The following is a 24,121-nucleotide window of genomic DNA, read 5'->3' as shown; positions in this document are numbered from 1 at the left end:
TTCACCGTGACCACCACGACCGACCTGGTGTCGTACGAGGACGCGCTGGCGTCGTACGACCCCGTCATGGGCCTTGAGGTCCATGTCGAACTCGGCACCAAGACCAAGATGTTCTGCGGGTGCTCCACCGAACTGGGCGCCGAGCCCAACTCGCAGACCTGCCCGACCTGCCTCGGCCTGCCCGGCGCGCTCCCGGTCGTCAACGCGACCGGCGTCGAATCCGCGATCAAGATCGGTCTCGCGCTGAACTGCTCGATCGCCGAATGGTGCCGCTTCGCCCGGAAGAACTACTTCTATCCGGACATGCCGAAGAACTTCCAGACCTCCCAGTACGACGAGCCGATCGCCTTCGGCGGCTACCTCGACGTACAGCTGGAGGACGGCGCGACCTTCCGCGTGGAGATCGAGCGCGCCCACATGGAGGAGGACACCGGCAAGTCCACCCACGTGGGCGGCGCGACCGGCCGCATCCACGGCGCGTCCCACTCCCTGCTCGACTACAACCGCGCGGGCATCCCGCTCATCGAGATCGTCACCAAGCCGATCGTCGGGGCCGGCGAGCGCGCCCCCGAGGTCGCCCGGGCGTACGTCCGTGAGCTGCGCGAGGTCATCAGGGCGCTCGGCGTGTCCGAGGCCCGCATGGAGATGGGCCAGATGCGCTGCGACGTCAACCTGTCGCTGATGCCCAAGGGCGCCGATAAGTTCGGCACCCGCTCCGAGACGAAGAACGTCAACTCGCTGCGGTCCGTGGAGCGTGCCGCCCGCTTCGAGATCCAGCGGCACGCGGCGGTGCTGTCGTCCGGCGGCACCATCGTGCAGGAGACCCGGCACTTCCACGAGGACACCGGGTCGACCACCTCGGGCCGGGTGAAGGAGGAGGCCGAGGACTACCGGTACTTCCCGGAGCCCGACCTCGTCCCGGTGGCCCCCGCGCGCACGTGGGTCGAGGAGATCCGGGCCGCGCTGCCCGAACTGCCGCTGGCCCGCCGCACCCGCCTCCTCGCGGAGTGGGGCATCTCGGTCACCGACATGCAGGCGATCCTCAACGCCGGTGCGCTGGACCCGATCGTCGCCACCATCGGCGCCGGTGCCGACGCCGCCTCCGCCCGCAAGTGGTGGATGGGCGAACTGGCGCGCAGCGCCAACGAGTCGGGCGTCGCCCTGGACGAGTTGGCCATCACGCCCGAGCAGGTCGCCCGCGTCACCCTGCTGGTGGCCGCAGGCGACCTGAACGACAAGCTGGCCCGCCAGGTCATCGAGGGCGTCCTCGCGGGCGAAGGCACCCCGGACGAGGTCGTCGACAAGCGCGGTCTGAAGGTCGTATCGGACGACTCGGCGCTCGGCACGGCCGTCGACGAGGCCATCGCCGGCAACCCGGGCATCGCGGACAAGATCCGCGGCGGCAAGGTGGCCGCGGCCGGCGCCCTGGTCGGCGCGGTGATGAAGGCCACCCGCGGCCAGGCCGACGCGGCCCGCGTCAAGGAGCTGATCCTGGAGAAGCTGGGCGTCGGCGAGGGCTAGGCCACCGCGTGCACCGACCGCCCCTGGGGGGACGCATCGCCACGATGCGTCCCCCCAGGGCGTTTTCGTCACCGGCGAGGCCCCGCGACGCACCCGAGATGCCCCGCGGGCGCACTCGCGTGGCGCCCGCGACGCAGCCGTCCTGGCGCGACCGCATCCGGACGACCTGCGGAAGTTCCCGGTTTCCGGCTCTTGTGAAGAAGCCCACGAACCCGGCAAACGATCTCTTTCAGCTGCAACAGTGGTCAACGATTGCTCATGTGTTCTTTGCGGGCTGTTTCGTTCATCGACGTTCGTTCCCAGGCAAAGATCCGCACATCGTCCCTGGGAGCAGGTCGTGGCAGCCCTTGCACGCTGGTGTGTCCGGCACCGTCTGGTCGCCGTCCTGCTCTGGCTGCTCGCCTTCGGCGGCGTCACCGCTGCCGCCGCCGTCACCGGCTCCGCGTACTCCGAGAGCTACGAGGTCCCCGGCACCGAAGCGGGCCGGGCGGGGGAACTGTTGGGCGCGGGCTTCCCCGGTATGGGCGGTGACAGCGACACCGTCGTCTGGCACACCGGATCCGGCGGTGTCCGCGCCGCCGACGTCGAGCAGACCATGAGCCACACCCTGGACGACATCGCGGACCTGCCCGGGGTGTCCTCGGTGACCAGCCCCTACGACGGCCAGGGCACCGGGCAGATCAGCCGCGACGGCCGTACCGCGTACGCCGTCGTCACCTTCGACCAGCCGATCGAGCACATCGACAGGTCCGAGGCCGAGGCCGTTGTCCACACCGCGAAGGCGGCCGAGACGGACGGGCTGCGCATCGAGTTGGGCGGCAGCGCCATCGGGCTCACCGCCTCGTCGGGCGGGCACGTCGCCGAGGCGGTCGGCGTGGTCGTCGCCGCCGTGGTGCTCTTCCTCGCCTTCGGCTCGCTCGCCGCCTCCCTGCTGCCCATCGCCACCGCCCTGGTCGGCGTGGGCACCGCGTACGCCGGCATCGCGCTGCTCGGCCACGCCATGACCGTCGCCGCGTTCGCGCCGATGCTCGGCCTGCTCATCGGGCTCGGCGTCGGCATCGACTACGCGCTGTTCATCGTCACCCGGCACCGTCGCGGACTGAAACGCGGACTGACCGTCACCGAGGCCGTCACCGAGTCCGTCGCCACCACCGGACGCGCCGTCGTTTTCGCGGGCGCCACCGTGTGCATCGCCCTGCTGGGCATGCTGATCCTGCGGCTGAGCTTCCTCAACGGGGTCGCCGTCGCCGCCGCGCTGACCGTCGTCCTGACCGTCGCCGCCTCCGTGACCCTGCTGCCCGCCCTGCTCTCCCTCATCGGCGAGCGCGCGCTGAGCCGGCGCGAGCGGCAGCGGCTGGCCGAGCACGGTCCGCAACCGGAGTTGCCCACCGGTCTCGCCGCCCGCTGGTCCGCGTTCGTCGAGCGCCACCCGAAGCTGCTCGGCTCGGTCGCCCTCGCCGTCGTCGCCCTGCTCGCACTGCCCACCCTCACCCTTCGCCTCGGCACCTCCGACCAGGGCAACGACCCCAGGGACTCGACCACACGGCAGGCGTACGACCTCATCGCCGACGGCTTCGGTCCCGGCGTCAACGGACCGCTGACACTCGTGTCCCGCGTCGACGGGGCCGACGCCCGGCTCGCCCTCGACAACCTCGACGCCACTCTGCGCACCACCCCGGGCGTCGCGTCCGTGACACCGGCGCGGTTCAACACCGGGGGCGACACCGCCTACCTCACCGTCGTGCCCGACTCGGCGCCGCAGTCGCGGCAGACCAGCGACCTCGTCGACCGGCTGCGCCACGAGGTGCTGCCGCGCGCGGAGCAGGGCACCTCGCTCGATGTGCACGTCGGCGGCGTGACCGCGAGCTACGACGACTTCGCCGCCGTGATCGTCGGCAAGGTGCCGCTGTTCGTCGGCGTGGTCATCGGGTTCGGCTGTGTGCTGCTCCTGCTCGCCTTCCGGTCGATCGGCATCCCCGTGAAGGCCGCCGCGATGAACCTCGCCGCCGTCGCGGGCGCCTTCGGCATCGTCGTCGCGATCTTCCAGTGGGGCTGGGCCAGCGAACCGCTGGGGCTCGGCCGGGCCGGACCGATCGAGCCCTTCCTGCCCGTGATCATGGTGTCGGTGCTCTTCGGGCTCTCCATGGACTACCAGGTCTTCCTGGTCAGCCGGATGTACGAGGAGTGGCTGGAGACGGGCGACAACCGGCGCGCCGTCCGGGTCGGCCTCGCCGAGACCAGCCGGGTGATCAACTCCGCGGCCGTCATCATGATCTCCGTGTTCCTCGCCTTCGTGCTCGGCGGCGACCGCGTGATCGCCATGTTCGGGATCGCGCTGGCAGCCGCCGTCGCCCTGGATGCCTTCGTGCTGCGCACCCTGCTGGTTCCCGCCCTGATGCACCTCCTCGGCGGCGCCAACTGGTGGCTGCCGGGCTGGCTCGACCGGCGCCTGCCCAGGATCAGCATCGAACCGCCCGAATGCCGCGCCGCCCATGAAAGGCTCGACGCCGTCGTGGCGGAACTGGAGAAGGAACAACAGCAGGATGTAGCCGACGGCCCTGGGTGACGACGGCGCCGAACCGCGGCCCCTGTGCTGTTGCGCACGTCCGACGCCGAGCAGGGCAGCTGCGAGACCGGCTGCCGGATCCACCGAGCGGGCGCGCCGCACACGCACGCGGCTCACAACGATCATTAAGGGACCTCTCAGACAGCGTCCGTACGGTGCGGGGCATGGGAACGAAGACAGTTGACGAAGCCGGCAACGACACCGGCACCGAGAGCAAGCAGGCGGCGGACACCGGCAGGGCCGACGACACCGCGGACACCGTGACCGAGACGGCCGCCCGGACCGACGAGGCGGCGGAGTCCGGGGCCGCCGGCCAGGCTGACGACCGGGCCGGCGACCGGGCCGGCGAGGCCGTCGGGGAGGCGGCCGAGCAGGCGGCCGAGGCGGAGGTCGAGGAAGCAACGGCGGACGGCCCGTCCGGAGTCGGCCAGGGCGCCGGGGCCGTCGTCTCCGCCGTGCTGGGCCTCGTCTCGCTGACCGGCGGCTGGATCGGCACCGTGGCCGGCGCGCGGCAGACCCTGATCGGCCAGCTGAAGACCTCCTCGAACGCGAGCGTCGCCACCCAGGTGCAGGCGGTCTACGGCGACGCCTGGCAGACCACCGCGCTGTGGGCCGGGGCGTTCGCGCTGGCGGCGCTGATCACCGGCGTCGTCGTGCTGGCCCGGCCCGCGTTCGGCTCCCCCGGCACACCGCAGGCCGCCTGGATCAAGTCGGTCGCCTGGGCCGGTGTCTCGCTCGGCGTCCTCGGCCTGCTGCTGGCCGTCCTCAAGTACTCCGACGCGCTCCTCGGACTGCCCTCGACCAGCTGAACCAGCCGTCCCACCAGGGGCCTTGGGCCCCCGTAAGCACCTTACGGGGCGCCTAAGGCCCCTTACGCGCCCCGGGAGCCCGCCGCCCGCCGGAAGATGCGGAACCCTCCCGATGTGCCGCGCCCCCCTGGCCGACGAAGGTGGTGGGCTCGCGGGGAGCGCGGCCCCCACCCCCCACCCCCCGGGCCCCCCCCCGCTCCAGGACGAACACCACCCCAAACGCCCCCCCCCACAGCGGCCCCCCGCCGCGCGTGAGGCTCGCCCCCCCCCGGGGGGGCGCCCCCCCCCCCGGGCGTTGTGTGTTCGGGCGTCTGGCGCCCCCCCCCCCCCCCACCCGACTCTCCGAGGGCCCCGCCATGATCGAGTACGAACTCCACCAGATCCGCGCCACCGAACTGCGCCGCCGGGCCGCGTACGAGCGCCTGGTCCGCGAGGTGCTGCGCGGACGCCGCGCGGCCCGCCGTGCGACGGCGGCCCGCCGCCGCGCCGACCGCGAGTCCCCATCCGATACCGGGAGTCCGGGCCGTCATCGGCATCCCCGCACCGCGTGAGCGCCTCGGCGGGCGCGGGCCTCCACGCGGGGGACGGTCGCCCGCACCCCGTGCACGGGCGCCCGCGCCCCCGCCCGGTCCGCGGTACGCCCCGGCCGCCCGCACCCGGTCCGGGTACCGACCCGCCTTCCCTGTGGACAACGGATGCCGCGCCGTCGGACCTCCGTGCGATGCTCAAACCCGTGGAGACCAGGTCCGTCAGTCCCGTGTTCGTCGGCCGCACCGACGAACTGCGCACGTTGAACGACGCGCTCGCCCGTGCCGGCGCCGGCGAGCCCCAGGCGCTGCTGCTCGGCGGCGAAGCAGGCGTCGGCAAGACCCGGCTGGTCGAGGAGTTCGCCACCGCCGCCGGCCGTCAGGGCGCCGTCGTCGCCCTCGGCGGCTGCGTCGAGATCGGCGCCGACGGACTGCCGTTCGCCCCCTTCTCCACCGCCCTGCGCGCCCTGCGCGGCGCCCTGCCCGACGAACTCGCCACGGCCGCCGCGGGCCAGGAGGACGACCTGGCCCGGCTCCTGCCCGAACTGGGCGAGGCCACCCCCGCCCGCGCCCCGGGGCGGCACGACGAGGAGGGCACGGCCCGCCTCTTCGAACTCACCGCCCGCCTGCTGGAACGCGTCGCCGCCGACCGCACGGTCGTCCTCGCCCTGGAGGACCTGCACTGGGCCGACGCCTCCACCCGCCACCTGCTCTCCTACCTCCTGCGCACCCTGCGGGCCGGCCGTGTCGTCGTCCTCGCCACCTACCGCTCCGACGACATCCACCGCCGCCACCCGCTGCGCCCCCTGCTCGCCGAACTCGACCGGCTGCGCACCGTCCGCCGCGTCGAACTCGCCCGCTTCAACCGCGAGGAGGTCGGCCGGCAGATCGCCGGCATCCTCGCCGCGGAACCGGACCCCGCCCAGGTCGACGAGATCTTCGCACGCTCCGACGGCAACGCCTTCTTCGTCGAGGAACTGGCCGTCGCGGCCTGCGAGGGCTGCTGCACCGGACTCACCGACTCGCTGCGCGACCTGCTCCTGGTCCGGGTGGAGGCGCTGCCGGAGACCGCCCAGCGGATCACCCGGATCGTCGCCGAGGGCGGCGCCACCGTCGAGTACCCGCTCCTCGACGCCGTCGCCGGGCTCGCCGAGGACGACCTCATCGAGGCGCTGCGCGCCGCCGTGAACGCCAACATCCTTCTCACCACCCCCGGCGGCGACGGCTTCCGCTTCCGCCACTCCCTGGTCCGCGAGGCCGTCGCCGACGATCTGCTGCCCGGCGAACGCCCCCGCCTCAACCGCCGCTACGCACAGGCCATGGAGAGCGACCCGGCGCTCGTCCCCGCCGACCAACGCGTCATGCGACTGGCCAGCCACTGGTACCACGCCCACGACCCCGCCAAGGCCCTGCCCGCCGTCCTGGACGCCTCCGTCGTCGCCCGCCGCCGCTACGCCTACAGTGAGCAACTGCGGCTCCTGGAGCGGGCGATGGAACTGTGGGACACCGCCCCGGACCCGGTACGGGCGGCGCTGCGACCCGTCGACTGCGCCGAGGTGTATCCGCCCTGCGACGCCGCCACCCCGCTGCGCTATCTCGACCTGATGGCGGAGGCCGCCGTCGCCGGACGGAGGTGCGGTGAACGCGAACGCGCCCTGAAGATCACCAAGCGGGCGCTGCAACTCCTGGAGGACGAGGACGATCCGCTGCGCGCCGCCTGGTTCTGGACCCAGCGCTCCGGCCTCGTCCAGGCGCTGGGACGCGGCGACGGACGGCATGAACTGGCCACCGCCGAGCAACTCGTCCGCGGACTGCCCCCCTCCGAGGTGCACGCCGACGTGCTCGCCGGCGTCGCCAACTGGTCGATGCTGCACGAGCCGGGCCCCGACGCCCTGGCCGCCGCCGAACGGGCCGTCGAGTACGCCCGCATGGTCGACGCCCGCGAGATCGAACTGGACGCGCGCATCACCCTCGGCACCCTCAGGGTCGACGCGGGCGACGTCGAGGCCGGACTCGCCGAACTGCGCCGGGTCAAGGACCGGTCCGTGCAGGAGCGCTACACCCATGTCGCGGGCCGTGCCTATGTGAATCTGCCCGCCGAACTCGACGCGGTCGGCCGCTCCCGGGAGGCCGTCCCCATCCTGGACGAAGGGATCGACTACACCCGGAAGTTCGGCCTGCTCGGCTCCGAGGCCCTGCTGTGGGCCAACCTCGCCGAATCCCAGTACGCCCTCGGCAACTGGAACCGGGCCGCGTCCGCCGCCGCGAACGCGACCCGCCGCGGCCCCAGCACCAAGCCCCTGGGCTCCGCCGCGCTGTCCCTGGCGCGCCTCGCCCTGGGCCGCGGCGACCTGGCCGAGGCCGCCCGCCAACTCACGGCCGCCCGCGGCTACTTCGGCACCCGGGACGTCATGCCCCAGCAGTGGCTGCCGCTGGCCCGCGTCGCGGTCGGCCTCGCCGCCGCGGAGGGCCGCGTGCTCGACGTCCGCGCCGAACTGCACCGTGCCCTGGACGCCGGCGTCCCGCCCGGCAGCCACCGCTACGCCTGGCCGCTGGTCCGGGCCGCCGCCACCGCGGAGGCCGACGCCCGCGCCCTGCCCACGGCGGAACCCGGCCGGGCGGAAGCCCTCGACCGCATCGCCGCCGCGGCCAAGAAGCTCACCACCGGCGCGCCCGTATGGCTCGCCCACGACGCCTGGGTCCGCGCCGAACTCCGGCGCGCCGCGGGCGAGGACACCCCCGGCATCTGGTCCGAGACGGTCACCGCCTTCGAGTCCCTGGACCGCCCCTACGACCTCGCTCGTGTCCGCCACCGGCTCGCGGCGGCCCTGCTGCCCCCGGGCGGCAGACGCCCGGGAGGCACGCCCCCCGGCGGGGACGACGAGCGGGACCGCGCCACAGAGCTGCTTCGGCTGGCCGGAGCCGTCGCCGATCACCTGGGTGCCCGCCCGCTCGCCGACTCCGTGGCGCTCCTCGCCCAGCGGGCCCGCCTCGTCCTGACCTGTGCCCCGCGGCGGACGCCCGCCCCGGGCGACCCGGTCGAGGCGCTGGGCCTGACCAGCCGGGAGCGCGATGTGCTCCGCCTGGTCACCGCCGGCCGCACCAACCGTCAGATCGCCGAGGAACTGTTCATCTCCCCGAAGACCGCGAGCGTCCACGTCTCCAACATCCTGGGCAAGCTCGGAGTCTCGGGACGGGGCGAGGCGGCGGCCGTGGCCCATCGGCTGGACCTGTTCCCGCTGCCGCCCGGGGCGGACGACCGGCTCACCGCACGGCCACGGCCGTAGCCGACGGCAGCCGGCAGGGAGCGGGCGGGACGGGGCGTCCGGCCGTCGTCGCGCTACGTCACCCGGAGTTCCAGGATCCGGTCGTCTCCCTTCTTCGGCTTGCCCCGGCCGTCCGTATTGCTCGTGACCAGCCACAGCGTGTCGCCGTCCGCCGCGACGACGGTACGGAGCCGGCCGTAGGTGCCCTTCAGGAACGCCTGGGGTGCCGCCGCGGCCTCCGTGCCCTTCAGCGGGATGCGCCACAGCCGCTGGCCTCTGAGCCCGGCCATCCAGACGGACCCGTTCACATAGGCGATGCCGCTGGGCGAGGCGACGTCCGTGTGCCACTGGGCCAGCGGGTTGTGGAACCGGGAGCCCGACGACTTGCCCTCGGCGTCCGGCCAGCCGTAGTTGTCGCCCGGCTTGATCGCGTTCAGCTCGTCCCAGGTGTCCTGGCCGAACTCCGAGGCGAACAGGCGCTGTTTGTCGTCCCACGCGAGGCCCTGCACATTGCGGTGGCCGTAGCTGTACACGACGGAGCCCTTGAACGGGTTGCCGGGGGCGGGCTCGCCCTCCGGGGTCATCCGCAGGATCTTGCCGCCGAGGGACTTCACGTCCTGGGACAGACCGCGCTCGCCGCTCTCGCCCGTGCCCGCGTACAGCATGCCGTCCGGGCCGAAGGCGATGCGGCCGCCGTTGTGGATGTAGCCCTTGGGGATGCCCCGGAAGACCGTGTCGGGCGCGCCGAGCTGTTCGCCGGGCGGCTTCCGCTCGTCGTACAGCATGCGGACGATCCGGTTGTCGGAGGCCGAGGTGAAGTACGCGTAGACCATGTGGTCCGAGGCGTAGCCGGGGGAGAGGGCGAGGCCCAGGAGACCGCCCTCGCCGGCCGGGGACACCCCGGAGACCTTGCCCAGCTCGGTCTGCTTGCCCGTCTTCTCGTCGACCCGGGTGATCGTCCCGTCGTCCCGGGAGGAGACGAGCAGGCCGCCGCCGGGCAGGGGAGCCAGGCCCCACGGCGACTTCAGATTCTCCGTGACCGTCCGCACCACCTTCACCGAGCCCTTGGCGGGCGGAGCCGGTGCGCTCGACGCCGCGGACGGGGCGGCGCCGGATGTCGTCCCCCGCGCGGTCTCAGTCCCGTCCCCGCCCGGTGGGCCGCCTCCGTCGGAGGAGCAGCCGGCCGTCAGCAGGAGCGCGGTTGCGGCCAGCACGGCCGACACAGCTCGACGTTGCACGATCATGGTCCCTTCGACGCGGTGGTTCCGGCGGCGGCTTCTCTATCTCTTACACCGCTCGCCCCGCCCGGGTTCCCATGCGGCCGCAGATCCGCGGTGTCAGTCCCAGGAGCCCTGGGCCGGCGGCAGCCGGGTCAGTTCCGTCAGGTCGTCCGGGGACAGCCGGACGGACGGGGCGCTCGCGTTCTCCGTCACCCAGCGCTCCCGCTTGGTCCCCGGCACCGTGACCACGTGCCGGCCCTGCGCCAGGGTCCAGGCCAGCGCCACCTGCGCCGGTGTGACGTGTTCGCCGTGCCGCCGGGCCACCCGGCGCAGCCCGGCGACGACGGGCTGGTTGGCGGCCATCATCTCGGCAGTGAAACGCGGATGGTGGGCCCGCACGTCGTCCGGTTCGAAGCCCTCGCCCGGGGTCAGCGTGCCGGTCAGGAAGCCGTTGCCGAGCGGCATCGCGGCGAGGAAGCCGACGCCGCGCGCCGCGCACCACGGCAGCAGCGCGTCCAGTGCCTCCGGCGACCACACCGACAGCTCCGCCTGCACCGCGCTCACCGGAAAGACCTGCTGGACGCGCCGGAGCTGGCGCAGCGTCGCGTCGTGCAGCCCGGTTCCCGCGCGGCGCCCGCCGCGCGCGCCCACCGCGCACAGGCCCAGCGCTCTGACCTTCCCGGCCCGGACCAGGTCCGCCATCGCGCCCCACGTCTCCTCGACGGGGACCTCGGGATCGGCGCGATGCAGCTGGTACAGGTCGATCACGTCGGTCTGCAGCCGGCGCAGCGACGCGTCGCACGCCCGCCGCACGTACCCGGGGCGGCCGTTGGCCACGATGTGCTGTTCGCCCACCAGCAGCCCGACCTTGGTCGACACGAAGGCCTCCGCGCGCCGCTCCTTGAGGACCCGGCCGATCAGCAGTTCGTTGGTGAACGGGCCGTACATGTCGGCCGTGTCCAGGAGCGTGCAGCCGAGGTCCAGGGCCCGGTGCAGGGCCCTGACCGACTCGTCCCCCCGCTGCCGCGACCCGCTGTACGCCCAGCTCATCGGCATGCAGCCGAGTCCGACGGCCCCCACCGCGAGCGCCCCCGCGCCGATCGTCCTGCGCTCCACCTGGTCGTGAACCTCCCTCTTCGGCCCCCAACCTAACCTCTGCCTGTTCACGAGCCTGACATAGCCTCCTGACCATGACTGCTGACGTGTGGCTGCCCATCCCGCCGGAGGAGATCGAGGGGCTTCCCGACGGGCCCGACTACCTGTTCTGGAACGGGGAAGAGGAGTTCCCCGCGGATCCGGCCGACTGCGCCTTCTACGTCGTCCCCTACATGAAGCCCAGCGAGGTCTGCGTCCGGCCGCTGCCGCGGATGAGCGGAGTGCGGGTCGTACAGACGTTGTCCGCGGGCATCGACAACGTGCAGCCGGGCCTCGGCCGGCTGCACCCGGGCGTCCGGTTGTGCAATGCGCGCGGGGTGCACGAGGCGAGCACGGGCGAGCTGACGCTGGCCCTGATCCTCGCCTCGCTGCGCGGCATCCCGGACTTCGTGCGCGCCCAGGACAGAGGGGAGTGGCGCGGCGGGTTCCACCCGGCCCTCGCCGACAAGAACGCCCTCATCGTCGGGTACGGCTCCATCGGCGCGGCCATCGAAGACCGGCTCGCGCCATTTGAACTCGCGCGGGTGGCGCGCGTCGCGCGCTCCGGGCGCACCTCGGCGCGCGGTCCGGTGCATCCGCTCACCGAACTGCCCGCCCTGCTACCGGAAGCGGACGTCGTGATCCTGTCCATGCCGCTGACCGAGACCACGCGGGGCCTGGTCAACGCCGACTTCCTCGCGCGGATGAAGGACGGAGCGCTGCTGGTCAACGTCGCGCGCGGACCCGTCGTCGACACCAAGGCGCTGCTCGCGGAGCTGGAGAGCGGCCGCATCACCGCGGCCCTGGACGTGACGGACCCGGAGCCGCTGCCGCCGGGCCATCCCCTGTGGCAGGCGCCCGGTGTGCTGATCAGCCCGCACGTGGGCGGGCCCACGTCGGCCTTCCTGCCGCGCGCGAAGCGGCTGCTGACGGACCAGTTGAGCCGTTTCGTGAACCGGGAGCCGCTGCGAAACGTGATCCTTACGACGGGCTCCACCCGCGCGTGACGGTAGACATGGCAGGCGTGTAATCCGTTTCGGGCACCCTCCGCATCCTTACGGACGCGGGGGGTACCTGTATCTCCGCGATCGTCACGGAGCGTAGAGAAGCTATGTCCCTGAGTGACGAGACTGGTGTATCGTCCCGACAGGGGCTGCGCCGCGCACCGTTCGGCGCCAGGGATGGACATTTCAGAGATGTGAGGGGGGCGACGGGCGATGCACGGCCTATGGACGAACGATCCGACGCGGCGGGGCCGCCGACGGCGGCCCTGGCGCACGGCGGCGCACAGACGCGGCCATCACACCAACCACCACTGCAGGCACAGCGGGCGCAGAAGGCATGCGCACCGGGACCCCCGGGGCCCGGGAGCGGCACGGACCGGGAGGGACCGGTGAGTTCGCCGCCCACGGTGACGACCACCCCGCGCGGGGCGCTGCGCACGCAGCACCCGGCAGGGCCGCCGCTGACCCGTCCGCCGGCCGTCGGCGGCGGGTCCAGCATGGTCCATCAGCTCGTTCTGGCCCTGGTGTGCGCGGGATACGCCGTCGGTTCCGCGCTCGACTGGGGTTCCAGTGAAATCGCGCTGATCATGGGTGACTTCGGGCTGGCCGCGGCGGCGGGCTGCGCCGCGGTCTCGTGTCTCCTCTACGCCCACAGGCGCAAGGTCCGCTTTCGACCCGCCTGGCTGCTGTTCGCCCTCTCCTCGGCGATGGTGGCCCTGGGCAACACGATCTGGGGGTGGTACGAGGTCGTGCTGCGGCGTCCCATGCCCAGCCCCAGCTGCGCCGACCTGTTCTTCCTGTGCTTCGCGCCACCCGCCATCGTGGGCCTGCTGGTCCTCGCCAAGCGGCCGGTGTCGAAGGCCGGCTGGATGTGCCTCGCGCTGGACGCCTGGCTGATCGGCGGCTCGCTGCTCACCCTGTCCTGGAGTCTCGCGCTCGCGCAGGCCGCCAAGTTCGACGGGCCGAGCGTCGCGCACACCGCGCTGTCACTCGCGTACCCGCTGCTCGACATCGCCCTGGTCAGCATGGTGCTCGCGCTGCACTTCCGACGCGCCCCGGGCAACCGCACGGCGGTCAACATGGCGATCGGGGCGCTCGCCCTGACCGTGATGTGCGACGCGCTGTTCACCTCGCCCCTGCTGCACAGCAGTTACCGCTCCGGGCAGCTGCTCGACGCGGGCTGGTTCGCGGGCTCGCTGCTGCTCGCCTACGCGCCCTGGGCGGCACCCCCGCGCCAGGGACAGCACGAGCGCGACCGGTCCGGCGGCGGGCACGCACGCGCGGCCCGCCGGCGTCCGTCCGAGCCGCGGGCCGGCGAGCCCGGGCAGCCGCCGCCGCCCGGCCAGGTGTCGCTGCCCGGCCAGGGGGTCGAGCACAGCCGGTATCCGGCCGGCCGGCCGATCACCGGCTCGCTGGCCGCGCTCACCCCGTATCTGGCCGCCGCGGTGTGCACCCTGGGCATCCTGTACAACGTGCTCAACGGGCGCAGCCCCGACCACGTCGTGCTCGTCACCGCCGGCTGCGTGGTGCTCGCGCTCGTCGTGCGCCAGGGCATCATGCTGCTCGACAACATCACCCTCACCCAGGAACTGGCGCAGAAGGAGAACCACTTCCGCTCCCTGGTGCAGGGATCGAGCGATGTCATCATGATCGCCGCGCCCAACGGCACCCTCCGGTACGTCTCCCCGGCCGCCGCCGGGGTCTACGGGCGGCCCGCGGAGGAACTGGTGGGCAGCGAACTGGCCGTGCTCATCCACCCGGAGGACCTGGGCTGCGTGGTGCACGAGGTGCGCCGCTTCCTCACCGCCAGCCCCCTCGAAGAACCCACCACCCGCATCGAGTGCCGCTTCCGGTCCGGCGACGGCGGCTGGCTCAACGTCGAGTCGACCGTCAACCGTCACCACGGCGGCCTCATCTTCAACAGCCGGGACGTGACCGAAAGAGTGCGCCTGCAGGCACAACTGCAGCACAGCGCGGAACACGACCCGCTCACCGACCTGCCCAACCGCGCCCTGTTCACCCGGCGCGTACAGCAGGCCCTGTCCGGCCGCCGTGCCTCCGATCGCGCCGCCGCCCTGCACGGCACGGCCGTCCTCTTCATCGACCTGGACGGCTTCAAGGCCGTCAACGACACGATCGGACACCAGGCCGGGGACGAACTGCTCGTCCAGGCCGCCCGCAGACTCCAGGACGCGGTCCGGCAGGGGGACACCGCGGCCCGGCTGGGCGGCGACGAGTTCGCGGCCCTGATCATCGGGGACGGCGTCCGGGACCGCGGTGCCCGGGAGCGGAACATCCTGGAACTGGCCGACCGCCTCAGGACCACCCTCTCCCAGCCCTACCTCATCGACGGCAATGATGTCCGGGTCAACGCCTCCATCGGGGTCGCCTTCGCCGAACCGGGCCTCGGCGCGGGCGAGTTGCTGCGCAACGCCGACCTGGCGATGTACCGGGCGAAGTCGGCGGGCAAGGGCCGCGTCGAGCTGTACCGGCCGCAGATGCAGCAGGACGTCGTGCGGAAGGCGGAGCTGGCCACCCGGCTGCGCGCCGCACTGCGCGACGGCGAGTTCACGCTGTTGCACCAGCCGGTGGTGTGCCTCGGCAGCGGCCGCGTCATGTCGGCCTCCGCACAGGCGCGCTGGCGCTCCTCCCAGGGGGTGCTGTTCACACCGGCCGAGTTCCTGCGGGTGGCCGAGGACAGCGACCGGACCTCGGAGCTGGACCGCTGGATCCTGGAGGAGGCGGTGGCCCAGGCCGCCGAGCGGGCCGCGACCGGACTCGCCGTACCCGTGGCCGTGCGGATGCCCGCGCGGCGGCTGCTGGACCGGTCGATGCCGCTCGGCTCGGTGGAGGCCCTGCTGACCCGGCACGGGCTGCCGTCGGGATCGCTGCTGATCGAGCTGGCGGACACCGACCCCCGGGTCTCCCTGGACGAGCTGGAGCGCCGGCTCGGCGCGCTCAGGCGGCTGGGCGTCCGGATCGCGCTGGACGGCTTCGGCAGCGGCCACGCGGCGATCACGGCCCTGCGCAGACTCCCCGTCGACGTACTGAAACTCGACCGCAGTCTGGTCGAAGGCGTCGTCGAGTCCGCGCGGCTGCACAAGATCACCAGTGGGCTGCTGCGGATCGCCGCCGACCTCGGGCTGCAGTCCGTGGCCGACGGCGTGGATCTTCCGGAGCAGGTCGTGGCGTTGCGCGCGATGGGCTGCACCCATGGGCAGGGCATGGCGTTCGCCGGGCCGCTGGACGAGTACCGGCTGCGCCGGGCGCTCGGATCCGGCCATTATCCGGTGCCGCACGGACCGGCCGAACCGGCGTTCGCGGGCGGCGCGAGGGAGCCGAACGGGCGCGTCGGGGCCGAGGGCGCCTGGGCGTCCACTCGCCCGGCCGAGGCCGAGGGCGGGGCAGCGCGGATGCCCGAAGGGCTGAGCACGGTCGTGGCCTCGCCCCCGACTGCGGCGCCCCGGAGGTGAACGAGCCAGGAAAGGGCGCGCGCGGGGTGTCCGCAGATGGTGTGTCCGCCGTGTCCGGAGACGGACGTGGCCTAGGCTCACATAATGAGACTCCCGTCCCACCCACTTGACACGTGGTGCGTGCCGGGGGGAGGGTCGGTGCCATGCGCACCCGAATTCTCGTACTTGGACAGCGCGTCGGCTGAGCTGGGACCCACCGGAGGACGATCCGGAAACCCCAGCGACCTCACCGGCGCGCTCCCCTCGCTTGCCCTACGGCACGAGGGGTTTTTTGTTGCACGGGCACCTGCCGTACAGCAGATCTACACCGCACAAACCTCGCAAAAACCCTCAGCATCGAGAAGAGAATGCCGATGACCGAGCAGGCCACCGGGGCCCATCATCCGCAGCCGCGGCCCCGTTCCGGAGGACAGCAGTCCGCGCCCGTCGAGCACGTCACGGGTGCGCAGTCCCTCATCCGCTCGCTTGAGGAGGTCGGCGCCGACACCGTATTCGGCATTCCCGGCGGTGCGATCCTGCCCGCGTACGACCCGCTGATGGACTCCACCCGGGTCCGCCATGTGCTGGTCCGCCACGAGCAGGGAGCCGGGCACGCGGCCACGGGGTACGCGCAGGCGACCGGCAAGGTCGGCGTGTGCATGGCCACCTCGGGTCCCGGTGCCACCAACCTGGTCACGCCGATCGCCGACGCGCACATGGACTCCGTCCCGCTGGTCGCGATCACCGGCCAGGTCGCCTCCAAGGCGATCGGCACGGACGCCTTCCAGGAGGCCGACATCGTCGGCATCACCATGCCGATCACCAAGCACAACTGGCTGGTCACCAACGCGGACGACATCCCGCGGGTCATCGCGCAGGCCTTTCACGTCGCCTCCACCGGCCGCCCGGGCCCGGTCCTGGTCGACATCGCCAAGGACGCCCTCCAGGCGAAGACCACGTTCTCCTGGCCGCCCGTCATGGACCTGCCCGGCTACCGCCCGGTGACCAAGCCGCACGCCAAGCAGATCCGCGAGGCGGCCAAGCTGATCTCCGCCGCCCGGCGCCCCGTCCTGTACGTCGGCGGCGGCGTCATCAAGGCGCAGGCCACGGCCGAACTGAAGGTCCTCGCGGAACTCACCGGCGCTCCCGTCACCACCACCCTGATGGCGCTCGGCGCGTTCCCCGACGGCCACCGGCAGCACCTGGGCATGCCGGGCATGCATGGAGCGGTGGCCGCCGTCACGGCTCTGCAGAAGGCCGACCTGATCGTCGCCCTCGGAGCCCGCTTCGACGACCGCGTCACCGGCAAGCTGGACAGCTTCGCCCCGCACGCCAAGATCGTCCACGCCGACATCGACCCCGCGGAGATCGGCAAGAACCGCGCCGCCGACGTGCCGATCGTCGGTGACGCCCGCGAGGTCGTCGCCGACCTGATCCAGGCCGTGCAGAAGGAGCACAGCGAGGGCCACTCGGGCGACTACACCGCCTGGTGGAACGACCTCAACCGCTGGCGCGAGACCTACCCGCTGGGCTACGACCAGCCCGCCGACGGCTCGCTCTCCCCGCAGCAGGTCATCGAGCGGATCGGCCGGCTGGCGCCGGAGGGAACGATCTTCGCGGCGGGCGTCGGCCAGCACCAGATGTGGGCCGCGCACTTCATCGAGTACGACAAGCCCGCCACCTGGCTGAACTCCGGCGGCGCCGGAACCATGGGCTACGCGGTCCCGGCCGCGATGGGTGCCAAGGCCGGCCGGCCCGACCGCACGGTCTGGGCGATCGACGGCGACGGCTGCTTCCAGATGACCAATCAGGAGCTGACCACCTGCGCCCTGAACAACATCCCGATCAAGGTCGCCATCATCAACAACGGCGCCCTCGGCATGGTCCGCCAGTGGCAGACGCTGTTCTACAACCAGCGCTACTCCAACACCGTCCTGCATTCCGGCCCCAACGGAGAGAACGGCGGGACCGCCTCGCAGCCGAGCGCCGGCACCCGCGTCCCCGACTTCGTGAAGCTGTCGGAGGCGATGGGCTGCTACGCGATCCGCTGCGAGTCCCCGGAGGACCTGGACAAGGCCATCGAGGAGGCGAACGCGGTCAACGACCGCCCGGTCGTCGTCGACTTCATCGTCCACGAGGACGCGATGGTCTGGCCGATGGTCGCCGCCGGCACCTCCAACGACGAGATCATGGCCGCCCGGGACGTCCGCCCCGACTTCGGCGACAACGAAGACGACTGAGCGAGGAAGAGCAAAAACACATGTCCAAGCACACGCTCTCCGTCCTGGTGGAGAACACGCCGGGCATCCTCGCCCGGATCGCCGCGCTGTTCTCCCGCCGCGGCTTCAACATCGACTCGCTCGCGGTCGGCGTCACCGAACACCCCGACATCTCCCGCATCACCATCGTGGTGGGCGTCGAGGAACTGCCGCTGGAGCAGGTGACCAAGCAGCTCAACAAGCTCGTCAACGTCCTGAAGATCGTCGAGCTGGAGCACTCGCAGGCGGTGCAGCGCGAACTCGTCCTGGTGAAAGTGCGCGCCGACAACGAGACGCGCTCCCAGATCGTCGAGATCGTCCAGCTGTTCCGCGCGAAGACGGTCGACGTCTCCCCGGAGGCCGTGACCGTCGAGGCCACCGGGTCCAGCGAGAAACTGTCCGCCATGCTCAAGATGCTGGAGCCGTTCGGCATCAAGGAGCTGGTCCAGTCCGGCACCATCGCGATCGGGCGCGGCGCCCGCTCGATCACGGACCGGTCGCTGCGCGCACTCGACCGGTCGGCCTGACGCGGCATTGGGGCGGTCGGGGGAACCCGGCCGCCCGTATGCCGAGACCCCGAATCGTCCTTCCCCCTCACCGTCATACGGTGGAAGCAACACCTGCACACAAGGAGAGAACCCAAAGTGGCCGAGCTGTTCTACGACGCTGACGCCGACCTGTCCATCATCCAGGGCCGCAAGGTCGCGGTCATCGGCTACGGCAGCCAGGGCCACGCGCACGCCCTGTCGCTGCGCGACTCCGGTGTCGACGTCCGGGTCGGTCTGCACGAGGGCTCCACGTCCAGGGCGAAGGCCGAGGAGCAGGGGCTGCGCGTGGTGACGCCCGCGGAGGCCGCCGCCGAGGCCGACGTCATCATGATCCTGGTGCCGGACCCGATCCAGGGCCAGGTCTACGAGGAGTCCATCGCCCCCAACCTGAAGGACGGCGACGCGCTGTTCTTCGGCCATGGCTTCAACATCCGCTTCGGTTTCATCAAGCCCCCGGCCGGTGTGGACGTGTGCATGGTCGCCCCGAAGGGCCCGGGCCACCTGGTGCGCCGCCAGTACGAGGAGGGCCGCGGCGTTCCCTGCATCGTCGCCGTGGAGCAGGACGCCTCCGGCGGTGCCTTCGCGCTGGCCCTGTCCTACGCCAAGGGCATCGGCGGCACCCGCGCGGGCGTCATCAAGACGACCTTCACCGAGGAGACCGAGACCGACCTGTTCGGTGAGCAGGCCGTGCTGTGCGGTGGCACCGCGGCGCTGGTCAAGGCGGGCTTCGAGACGCTGACCGAGGCCGGTTACCAGCCGGAGATCGCCTACTTCGAGTGCCTGCACGAGCTGAAGCTGATCGTGGACCTCATGTACGAGGGCGGCCTGGAGAAGATGCGCTGGTCGATCTCGGAGACCGCCGAGTGGGGCGACTACATCAGCGGTCCGCGGATCATCACCGACGCCACCAAGGCCGAGATGAAGAAGATCCTCTCCGAGATCCAGGACGGCTCCTTCGCCACGAACTGGATGGAGGAGTACCACGGTGGTCTGAAGAAGTACAACGAGTACAAGAAGCAGGACTCCGAGCACCTCCTGGAGACCACCGGCAAGCAGCTGCGCAAGCTGATGAGCTGGGTGAACGAGGAGGCGTAAGCCTCATGAAACGGGGCCGGGGCGGATCGCTCCGGCCCCTTTGTCCATCCCGTCCCAGCCCGGACGGGTGATCCTTCCGCAGAGGCGCAGAACGGCCTTCGCCACGCCACTAGACTGCTGCACAACAACGCGTCAGGCCCACAGCGTCGTGCGTCTTCCGCGGCTAGCCCCCTCTCCTCCGCCTGCGGCCGTCGGGACGGCCGTCCGCACGCTTTGGACTTGTGAGGACTCACGTGAGCTCGAAACCTGTCGTACTCATCGCCGAAGAGCTGTCGCCCGCGACCGTGGACGCGCTCGGCCCCGACTTCGAGATCCGTCACTGCAACGGCGCGGACCGAGCCGAACTGCTCCCCGCCCTCGCCGACGTGGACGCGATCCTGATCCGCTCCGCCACCAAGGTCGACGCCGAGGCCATCGCCGCCGCACACCAGCTGAAGGTCGTCGCACGAGCCGGCGTCGGCCTGGACAACGTCGACGTCTCCGCCGCCACCAAGGCCGGCGTGATGGTCGTCAACGCCCCCACCTCCAACATCGTCACCGCGGCCGAGCTGGCCTGCGGTCTGATCCTCTCCACCGCCCGCAACATCCCGCAGGCCAACGCCGCGCTGAAGATCGGCGAGTGGAAGCGCAGCAAGTACACGGGCGTCGAGCTGGCCGAGAAGACCCTCGGCGTCGTGGGCCTCGGCCGTATCGGCGCGCTCGTCGCGCAGCGCATGTCCGCCTTCGGCATGAAGGTCGTCGCGTACGACCCCTACGTCCAGCCGGCCCGGGCCGCCCAGATGGGCGTCAAGGTGCTGTCCCTGGACGAGCTGCTTGAGGTGTCCGACTTCATCACCGTGCACCTGCCGAAGACCCCCGAGACCCTCGGGCTGATCGGCGAGGAGGCGCTGCACAAGGTCAAGCCGAATGTGCGCATCGTCAACGCGGCGCGCGGCGGGATCGTCGACGAGGAGGCGCTGTACGCGGCGCTGAAGGAGGGCCGGGTCGCCGGCGCCGGCCTCGACGTGTACGCCAAGGAGCCGTGCACGGACTCCCCGCTGTTCCAGTTCGACCAGGTCGTGTGCACGCCGCACCTCGGCGCCTCCACCGACGAGGCCCAGGAGAAGGCGGGCATCGCGGTCGCCAAGTCGGTGCGGCTTGCCCTCGCCGGCGAGCTGGTCCCGGACGCGGTGAACGTGCAGGGCGGTGTCATCGCCGAGGACGTCAAGCCGGGCCTGCCGCTCGCCGAGCGCCTCGGCCGGATCTTCACCGCCCTGGCCGGCGAGGTCGCCGTCCGGCTCGACGTCGAGGTGTACGGCGAGATCACCCAGCACGATGTGAAGGTGCTGGAGCTGAGCGCGCTCAAGGGTGTCTTCGAGGACGTCGTCGCCGAGACGGTGTCGTATGTGAACGCGCCGCTGTTCGCCCAGGAGCGGGGCGTCGAGGTGCGCCTGACCACCAGCTCCGAGTCGGCGGACCACCGCAACGTGGTCACCGTGCGCGGCACGCTCGCGGGCGGCGAGGAGGTGTCGGTCTCCGGCACGCTGGCCGGCCCGAAGAACGTGCAGAAGATCGTCGCCGTCGGTGAGTACGACGTCGACCTCGCGCTCGCCGACCACATGCTGGTGCTGCGGTACGAGGACCGTCCGGGTGTCGTCGGCACCGTCGGCCGCATCCTCGGCGAGGCGGGCATCAACATCGCCGGCATGCAGGTGGCTCGCGCCACGGTGGGCGGCGAGGCCCTGGCCGTGCTGACCGTGGACGACACGGTGGGCGCGGGCGTTCTGGCGGAGGTCGCGGCGGAGATCGGCGCGACGTCCGCCCGCTCGGTGAACCTGGTCTGAGCCCGCCCCACACCCCGAACCGCCGGCCGGGCCGCCCCCCTCGCCCGGCCCGGCGGCCACGGTCCGGCGTCCGCCGTGGTGGCCGCTGCCGGGTGGCGGCCACCTACCGCCCGCTGCCACCGCCCGCTCCCGTCGTCCAACGGCCGCGGTCCGGCGTCCGCCGTGGTGTGGCCGTTGCTCGGTGACGCCGTCTGCCCGCCCGCTGCCGTCGCCCGCCCGGTCCGCCGTTCGGCGACCGCCGCGGCCGTCACCCGCCCTCCTCGCCCGCTCGTCCGCCGCCCGCTGCTCGGTGACGCCGCCCGCTCCCGTCGTCCAACGGCCGCGGTCCGGCGTCCGCCGTCCCGTGGTCGCCACTCGGTGGCGTCCGCCCACCCGACCGCCGCCCGCGGCCCTAGCCCTCCCGGCAGTCGTATGTGACCGTCGCTCGGCTGACGCCGTCCGGTGGCCGTTGCCGCCGTCTGTCGTCGTACGCCCGCCGGACCGTCGTCCAACGGCCGCGGTCCGGCGATCGCTGCCCTGTGGACGCTGCTCGGTCGGTGGTGGGGGGCTAGAGGTGTGCTGCCTTCAGGGTCATGTGGAGGAGGAGGCGGTGTTCGCCGTTGGCCAGGTCCAGGCCGGTCAGGTGCTCGACCCGGGACAGGCGGTAGTAGAGGGTCTGGCGGTGGATGCCCAGTGCCGCCGCCGTGCGGCCGGCCTGGCCCGCGCAGTCGAGGAACACCTCCGCGGTGCGGGCCAGCTCGTGATGGACGGGGGCGAGCAGCGGGGCGACCGCCGGATCGTGCGCCGCCTCGTGCGGTAGGGAGGTCAGCAGCCGGTACGGTCCGATGTGCGCCCATTCGGCCACCGGCCCGAGCCCCGGCTCGGCCAGCGCCGCGCGGGCCGCCCCGACCGCCTCCCGCCAGGCGGCCCCCAGGTCGGCGAGCCCGGTGCGGGCGGCCGCGATCCCGGCCGCCCGCCTCCCGTTCGCGCCGCCCCGGCCGCGCCGCCTGCCGCCCGCCCGCTCCAGCAGCCGCCCCGCCGCCGACACCGCGGGCCCCACCGTGTCCGTCGACCGCAGCCGCACCAGCAGCGCAAGCGACTGTCCGGCGGTGCCCCAGGGCACCGTGCACAACGCGGTCGCGCCCGGCAGCGTACGGACCGAGGGGGCGTCGTCCGGGTCGGCCGACGGCCAGGGGGCCACGCACACCACCGTGTGCGGGCCGTCCGACCGGGCGCCCAGGGCGGTGCGCAGCTCCGCCACCGCCATGTCCGCCTGCCACCCGCGCTCCGCGGTCAGTACCGCCCGCAGCTCCCGGGTCAGGTCGGCCCCGGCCTGCGCCTCGTCCGCGAGCAGCGCGCCGATCCGCGTGGTGACCGCCATCGCCGCGGCCAGCTGCCGCTGGCTCGGGCCCGGATCGTCGTCCAGGAGCCAGACGTAGCCGAGGACGACACCTCGATGGCGTACCGGCAGGCAGATGCGGCCCCGGTACACCCCGGCCTCCGGGGTGCGCGGGATGCGTACCGGTCCGGTCGCCCGGGTGATGCCGAAGCCCTCGAACCAGGCGCGGACCGCCGCCGTCGAGCGCCGGGTCAGGATCGACCGGGCGCGGACCGGGTCGAGGGCCGACGCGTCCAGCTCGCCCTCGCTGTCGTACGCGCCGAAGGCGATCAGCTCGAAGTCACGGTTCTCCAGGGTCGCCGGCGCGCCCAGCAACTCCGAGATCTCGTCCACCAGCTCCTGGTAGTCACCCTTGTAATCCGCCGCCACCCAGGCATTCTCCCGCATTTCCCGGCCGCCTTCATACATCTGTCTGAGAACCGGTGACCGGATGCGTGACAGCTGTCGATGGCCGACGATCGGAGGGATCCTTAGGTTTCACGGTGGTTCTCCGTGCCGTATCCGAATCGTCGGCTGACGGCCCTTTGGTGCTTTGTTGTGGAGGTGCCCCGTGCTGGGTCCCGTCATTCTCGCCGCGTCGCGCAGCGACCGGATGCGCCGCCTGATCTCGGCGGCCCCGGTGACCAAGCAGGTCGTAGACCGCTTCATCCCCGGCGAGAGCGTGGACGACATCGTGCCCGTCATCGTGGACCTGACCGCCAAGGGCCTCGAACTGACCATGGACGTCGTCGGCGAGGACATCACCACCCCCGAGCAGGCCACCGCGGCCCGGGACGCCTATCTGGAACTGACCGGCCGGCTGGCGGAGCTGGAGCTGGGCCGGAAGGCCGAGATGTCCGTCAAGCTCTCCATGTTCGGTCAGTCCCTCGACGGCGGCCACGAACTGGCCCTGGAGAACGTGCGGGCCGTCGTCGAGGCCGCCGCCGCCATCGGCACCACCGTCACGCTCGACGCCGAGGACCACACCACCCTCGACTCGATGTTCGCGATCCACGAGGAACTGCGGAAGGACTTCCCGCAGACCGGCTGCGTCATCCAGGCCTACCTCTTCCGTACCGAGGCCGACGCCCGCCGGCTCGCCGCGAGCGGCAGCCGGGTACGGCTCGTGAAGGGCGCCTACAAGGAGCCCGCCGAGGTCGCCTACCAGCAGAAGCACGAGATCGACAAGGCGTACGTGCGGATTCTGCGGACACTGATGGACGGCACGGGGTACCCGATGATCGGGTCCCACGACCCGCGGCTGATCTCCATCGCCCAGGAACTCGCGCGCAAGGCCGGCCGCAAGCTGGACGAGTACGAGTTCCAGATGCTCTACGGCATCCGCAGCGAGGAGCATCTGCGGCTCGCCGCCGAGGGCCACCGCATGCGCGTCTACACCGCCTACGGCACCGACTGGTACGGCTACTTCATGCGGCGCCTCGCCGAGAAGCCGGCCAACCTGCGTTTCTTCGCCCGCTCGATGGTCAGCAAGGGCTGAGCCCGCACCCCCCGCTCGATACACCGCTCACGTCAAGGAGTAA

The 24,121-nt window shown here is 72.2% G+C and carries 15 protein-coding genes; 12 read left to right on the top strand and 3 right to left on the bottom strand.

What is annotated here, in order from left to right; all coding sequences use genetic code 11:
* The first annotated feature begins 6 nt into the window (after window positions 1-6).
* The 5 genes from gatB (at window position 7) to ACFYTE_RS21615 (ending at window position 8,710) form a co-directional block, all read left to right on the top strand.
* Entirely contained in the window at window positions 7-1,521 is a 1,515-nt protein-coding gene (gene gatB / locus ACFYTE_RS21635; RefSeq protein ID WP_388712631.1) for an Asp-tRNA(Asn)/Glu-tRNA(Gln) amidotransferase subunit GatB, read from the top strand.
* A gap of 337 nt (window positions 1,522-1,858) precedes the next feature.
* A complete protein-coding gene (locus tag ACFYTE_RS21630) occupies window positions 1,859-4,087 on the top strand; it encodes an MMPL family transporter (RefSeq protein ID WP_388712628.1) in 2,229 nt (742 codons plus the stop codon).
* A 164-nt stretch (window positions 4,088-4,251) separates the two neighbouring features.
* Window positions 4,252-4,896 carry a hypothetical protein gene (locus ACFYTE_RS21625; protein WP_388712625.1) on the top strand — a complete coding sequence of 215 codons (645 nt, stop codon included), beginning with the start codon at window positions 4,252-4,254 and terminating at the stop codon, window positions 4,894-4,896.
* 356 nt (window positions 4,897-5,252) lie between these two features.
* Window positions 5,253-5,447 carry a hypothetical protein gene (locus ACFYTE_RS21620; protein ID WP_388712623.1) on the top strand — a complete coding sequence of 65 codons (195 nt, stop codon included), beginning with the start codon at window positions 5,253-5,255 and terminating at the stop codon, window positions 5,445-5,447.
* Window positions 5,448-5,617: 170 nt separating this feature from the next.
* Entirely contained in the window at window positions 5,618-8,710 is a 3,093-nt protein-coding gene (locus ACFYTE_RS21615; protein ID WP_388712620.1) for an AAA family ATPase, read from the top strand.
* Window positions 8,711-8,763: 53 nt separating this feature from the next.
* On the opposite strand, the gene ACFYTE_RS21610 is transcribed toward ACFYTE_RS21615, so the two are convergent.
* Together ACFYTE_RS21610 and ACFYTE_RS21605 are read right to left on the bottom strand one after the other, a co-directional pair.
* Window positions 8,764-9,933, bottom strand: coding sequence for a PQQ-dependent sugar dehydrogenase (locus tag ACFYTE_RS21610; protein ID WP_388712617.1), 1,170 nt, complete (start codon window positions 9,931-9,933; stop codon window positions 8,764-8,766).
* Between the two features lie 93 nt (window positions 9,934-10,026).
* Window positions 10,027-11,025 carry an aldo/keto reductase gene (locus tag ACFYTE_RS21605; RefSeq protein WP_388712614.1) on the bottom strand — a complete coding sequence of 333 codons (999 nt, stop codon included), beginning with the start codon at window positions 11,023-11,025 and terminating at the stop codon, window positions 10,027-10,029.
* A 74-nt stretch (window positions 11,026-11,099) separates the two neighbouring features.
* On the opposite strand from ACFYTE_RS21605, the gene ACFYTE_RS21600 reads away from it, so the two are divergent.
* The 6 genes from ACFYTE_RS21600 to serA all read left to right on the top strand — a co-directional run bounded on the left by ACFYTE_RS21600 (window position 11,100) and on the right by serA (window position 21,223).
* Entirely contained in the window at window positions 11,100-12,050 is a 951-nt protein-coding gene (locus ACFYTE_RS21600; RefSeq protein WP_388712611.1) for a 2-hydroxyacid dehydrogenase, read from the top strand.
* 386 nt (window positions 12,051-12,436) lie between these two features.
* A complete protein-coding gene (locus ACFYTE_RS21595) occupies window positions 12,437-15,520 on the top strand; it encodes a putative bifunctional diguanylate cyclase/phosphodiesterase (RefSeq protein WP_388712608.1) in 3,084 nt (1,027 codons plus the stop codon).
* Window positions 15,521-15,873: 353 nt separating this feature from the next.
* The gene (locus tag ACFYTE_RS21590; RefSeq protein ID WP_388712605.1) at window positions 15,874-17,739 is read left to right on the top strand and encodes an acetolactate synthase large subunit; all 1,866 of its coding nucleotides are present in this window, start codon (window positions 15,874-15,876) and stop codon (window positions 17,737-17,739) included.
* 20 nt (window positions 17,740-17,759) lie between these two features.
* Window positions 17,760-18,284 carry an acetolactate synthase small subunit gene (gene ilvN / locus ACFYTE_RS21585; protein ID WP_388712602.1) on the top strand — a complete coding sequence of 175 codons (525 nt, stop codon included), beginning with the start codon at window positions 17,760-17,762 and terminating at the stop codon, window positions 18,282-18,284.
* 117 nt (window positions 18,285-18,401) lie between these two features.
* Window positions 18,402-19,400 (top strand): ketol-acid reductoisomerase, encoded by a 999-nt coding sequence (gene ilvC, locus ACFYTE_RS21580; protein WP_388712598.1) that lies wholly within the window; start codon window positions 18,402-18,404, stop codon window positions 19,398-19,400.
* A gap of 233 nt (window positions 19,401-19,633) precedes the next feature.
* Window positions 19,634-21,223, top strand: a complete 1,590-nt coding sequence (serA, locus tag ACFYTE_RS21575; RefSeq protein WP_388712595.1) for a phosphoglycerate dehydrogenase — start codon at window positions 19,634-19,636, stop codon at window positions 21,221-21,223.
* Between the two features lie 547 nt (window positions 21,224-21,770).
* Here serA and ACFYTE_RS21570 read toward each other — a convergent pair.
* Complete coding sequence (locus ACFYTE_RS21570) at window positions 21,771-23,009, bottom strand: PucR family transcriptional regulator (RefSeq protein ID WP_388712592.1); 1,239 nt, start codon at window positions 23,007-23,009, stop codon at window positions 21,771-21,773.
* Between the two features lie 142 nt (window positions 23,010-23,151).
* Between ACFYTE_RS21570 and ACFYTE_RS21565 the strand changes: the two genes are divergently transcribed.
* A complete protein-coding gene (locus ACFYTE_RS21565; RefSeq protein ID WP_388712589.1) occupies window positions 23,152-24,078 on the top strand; it encodes a proline dehydrogenase family protein in 927 nt (308 codons plus the stop codon).
* Window positions 24,079-24,121: the final 43 nt, after the last annotated feature.

Source organism: Streptomyces sp. NPDC004629, assembly GCF_042873595.1.
Classification (GTDB): domain Bacteria; phylum Actinomycetota; class Actinomycetes; order Streptomycetales; family Streptomycetaceae; genus Streptomyces.
This window is presented reverse-complemented; position numbering and strand designations above follow the sequence as displayed.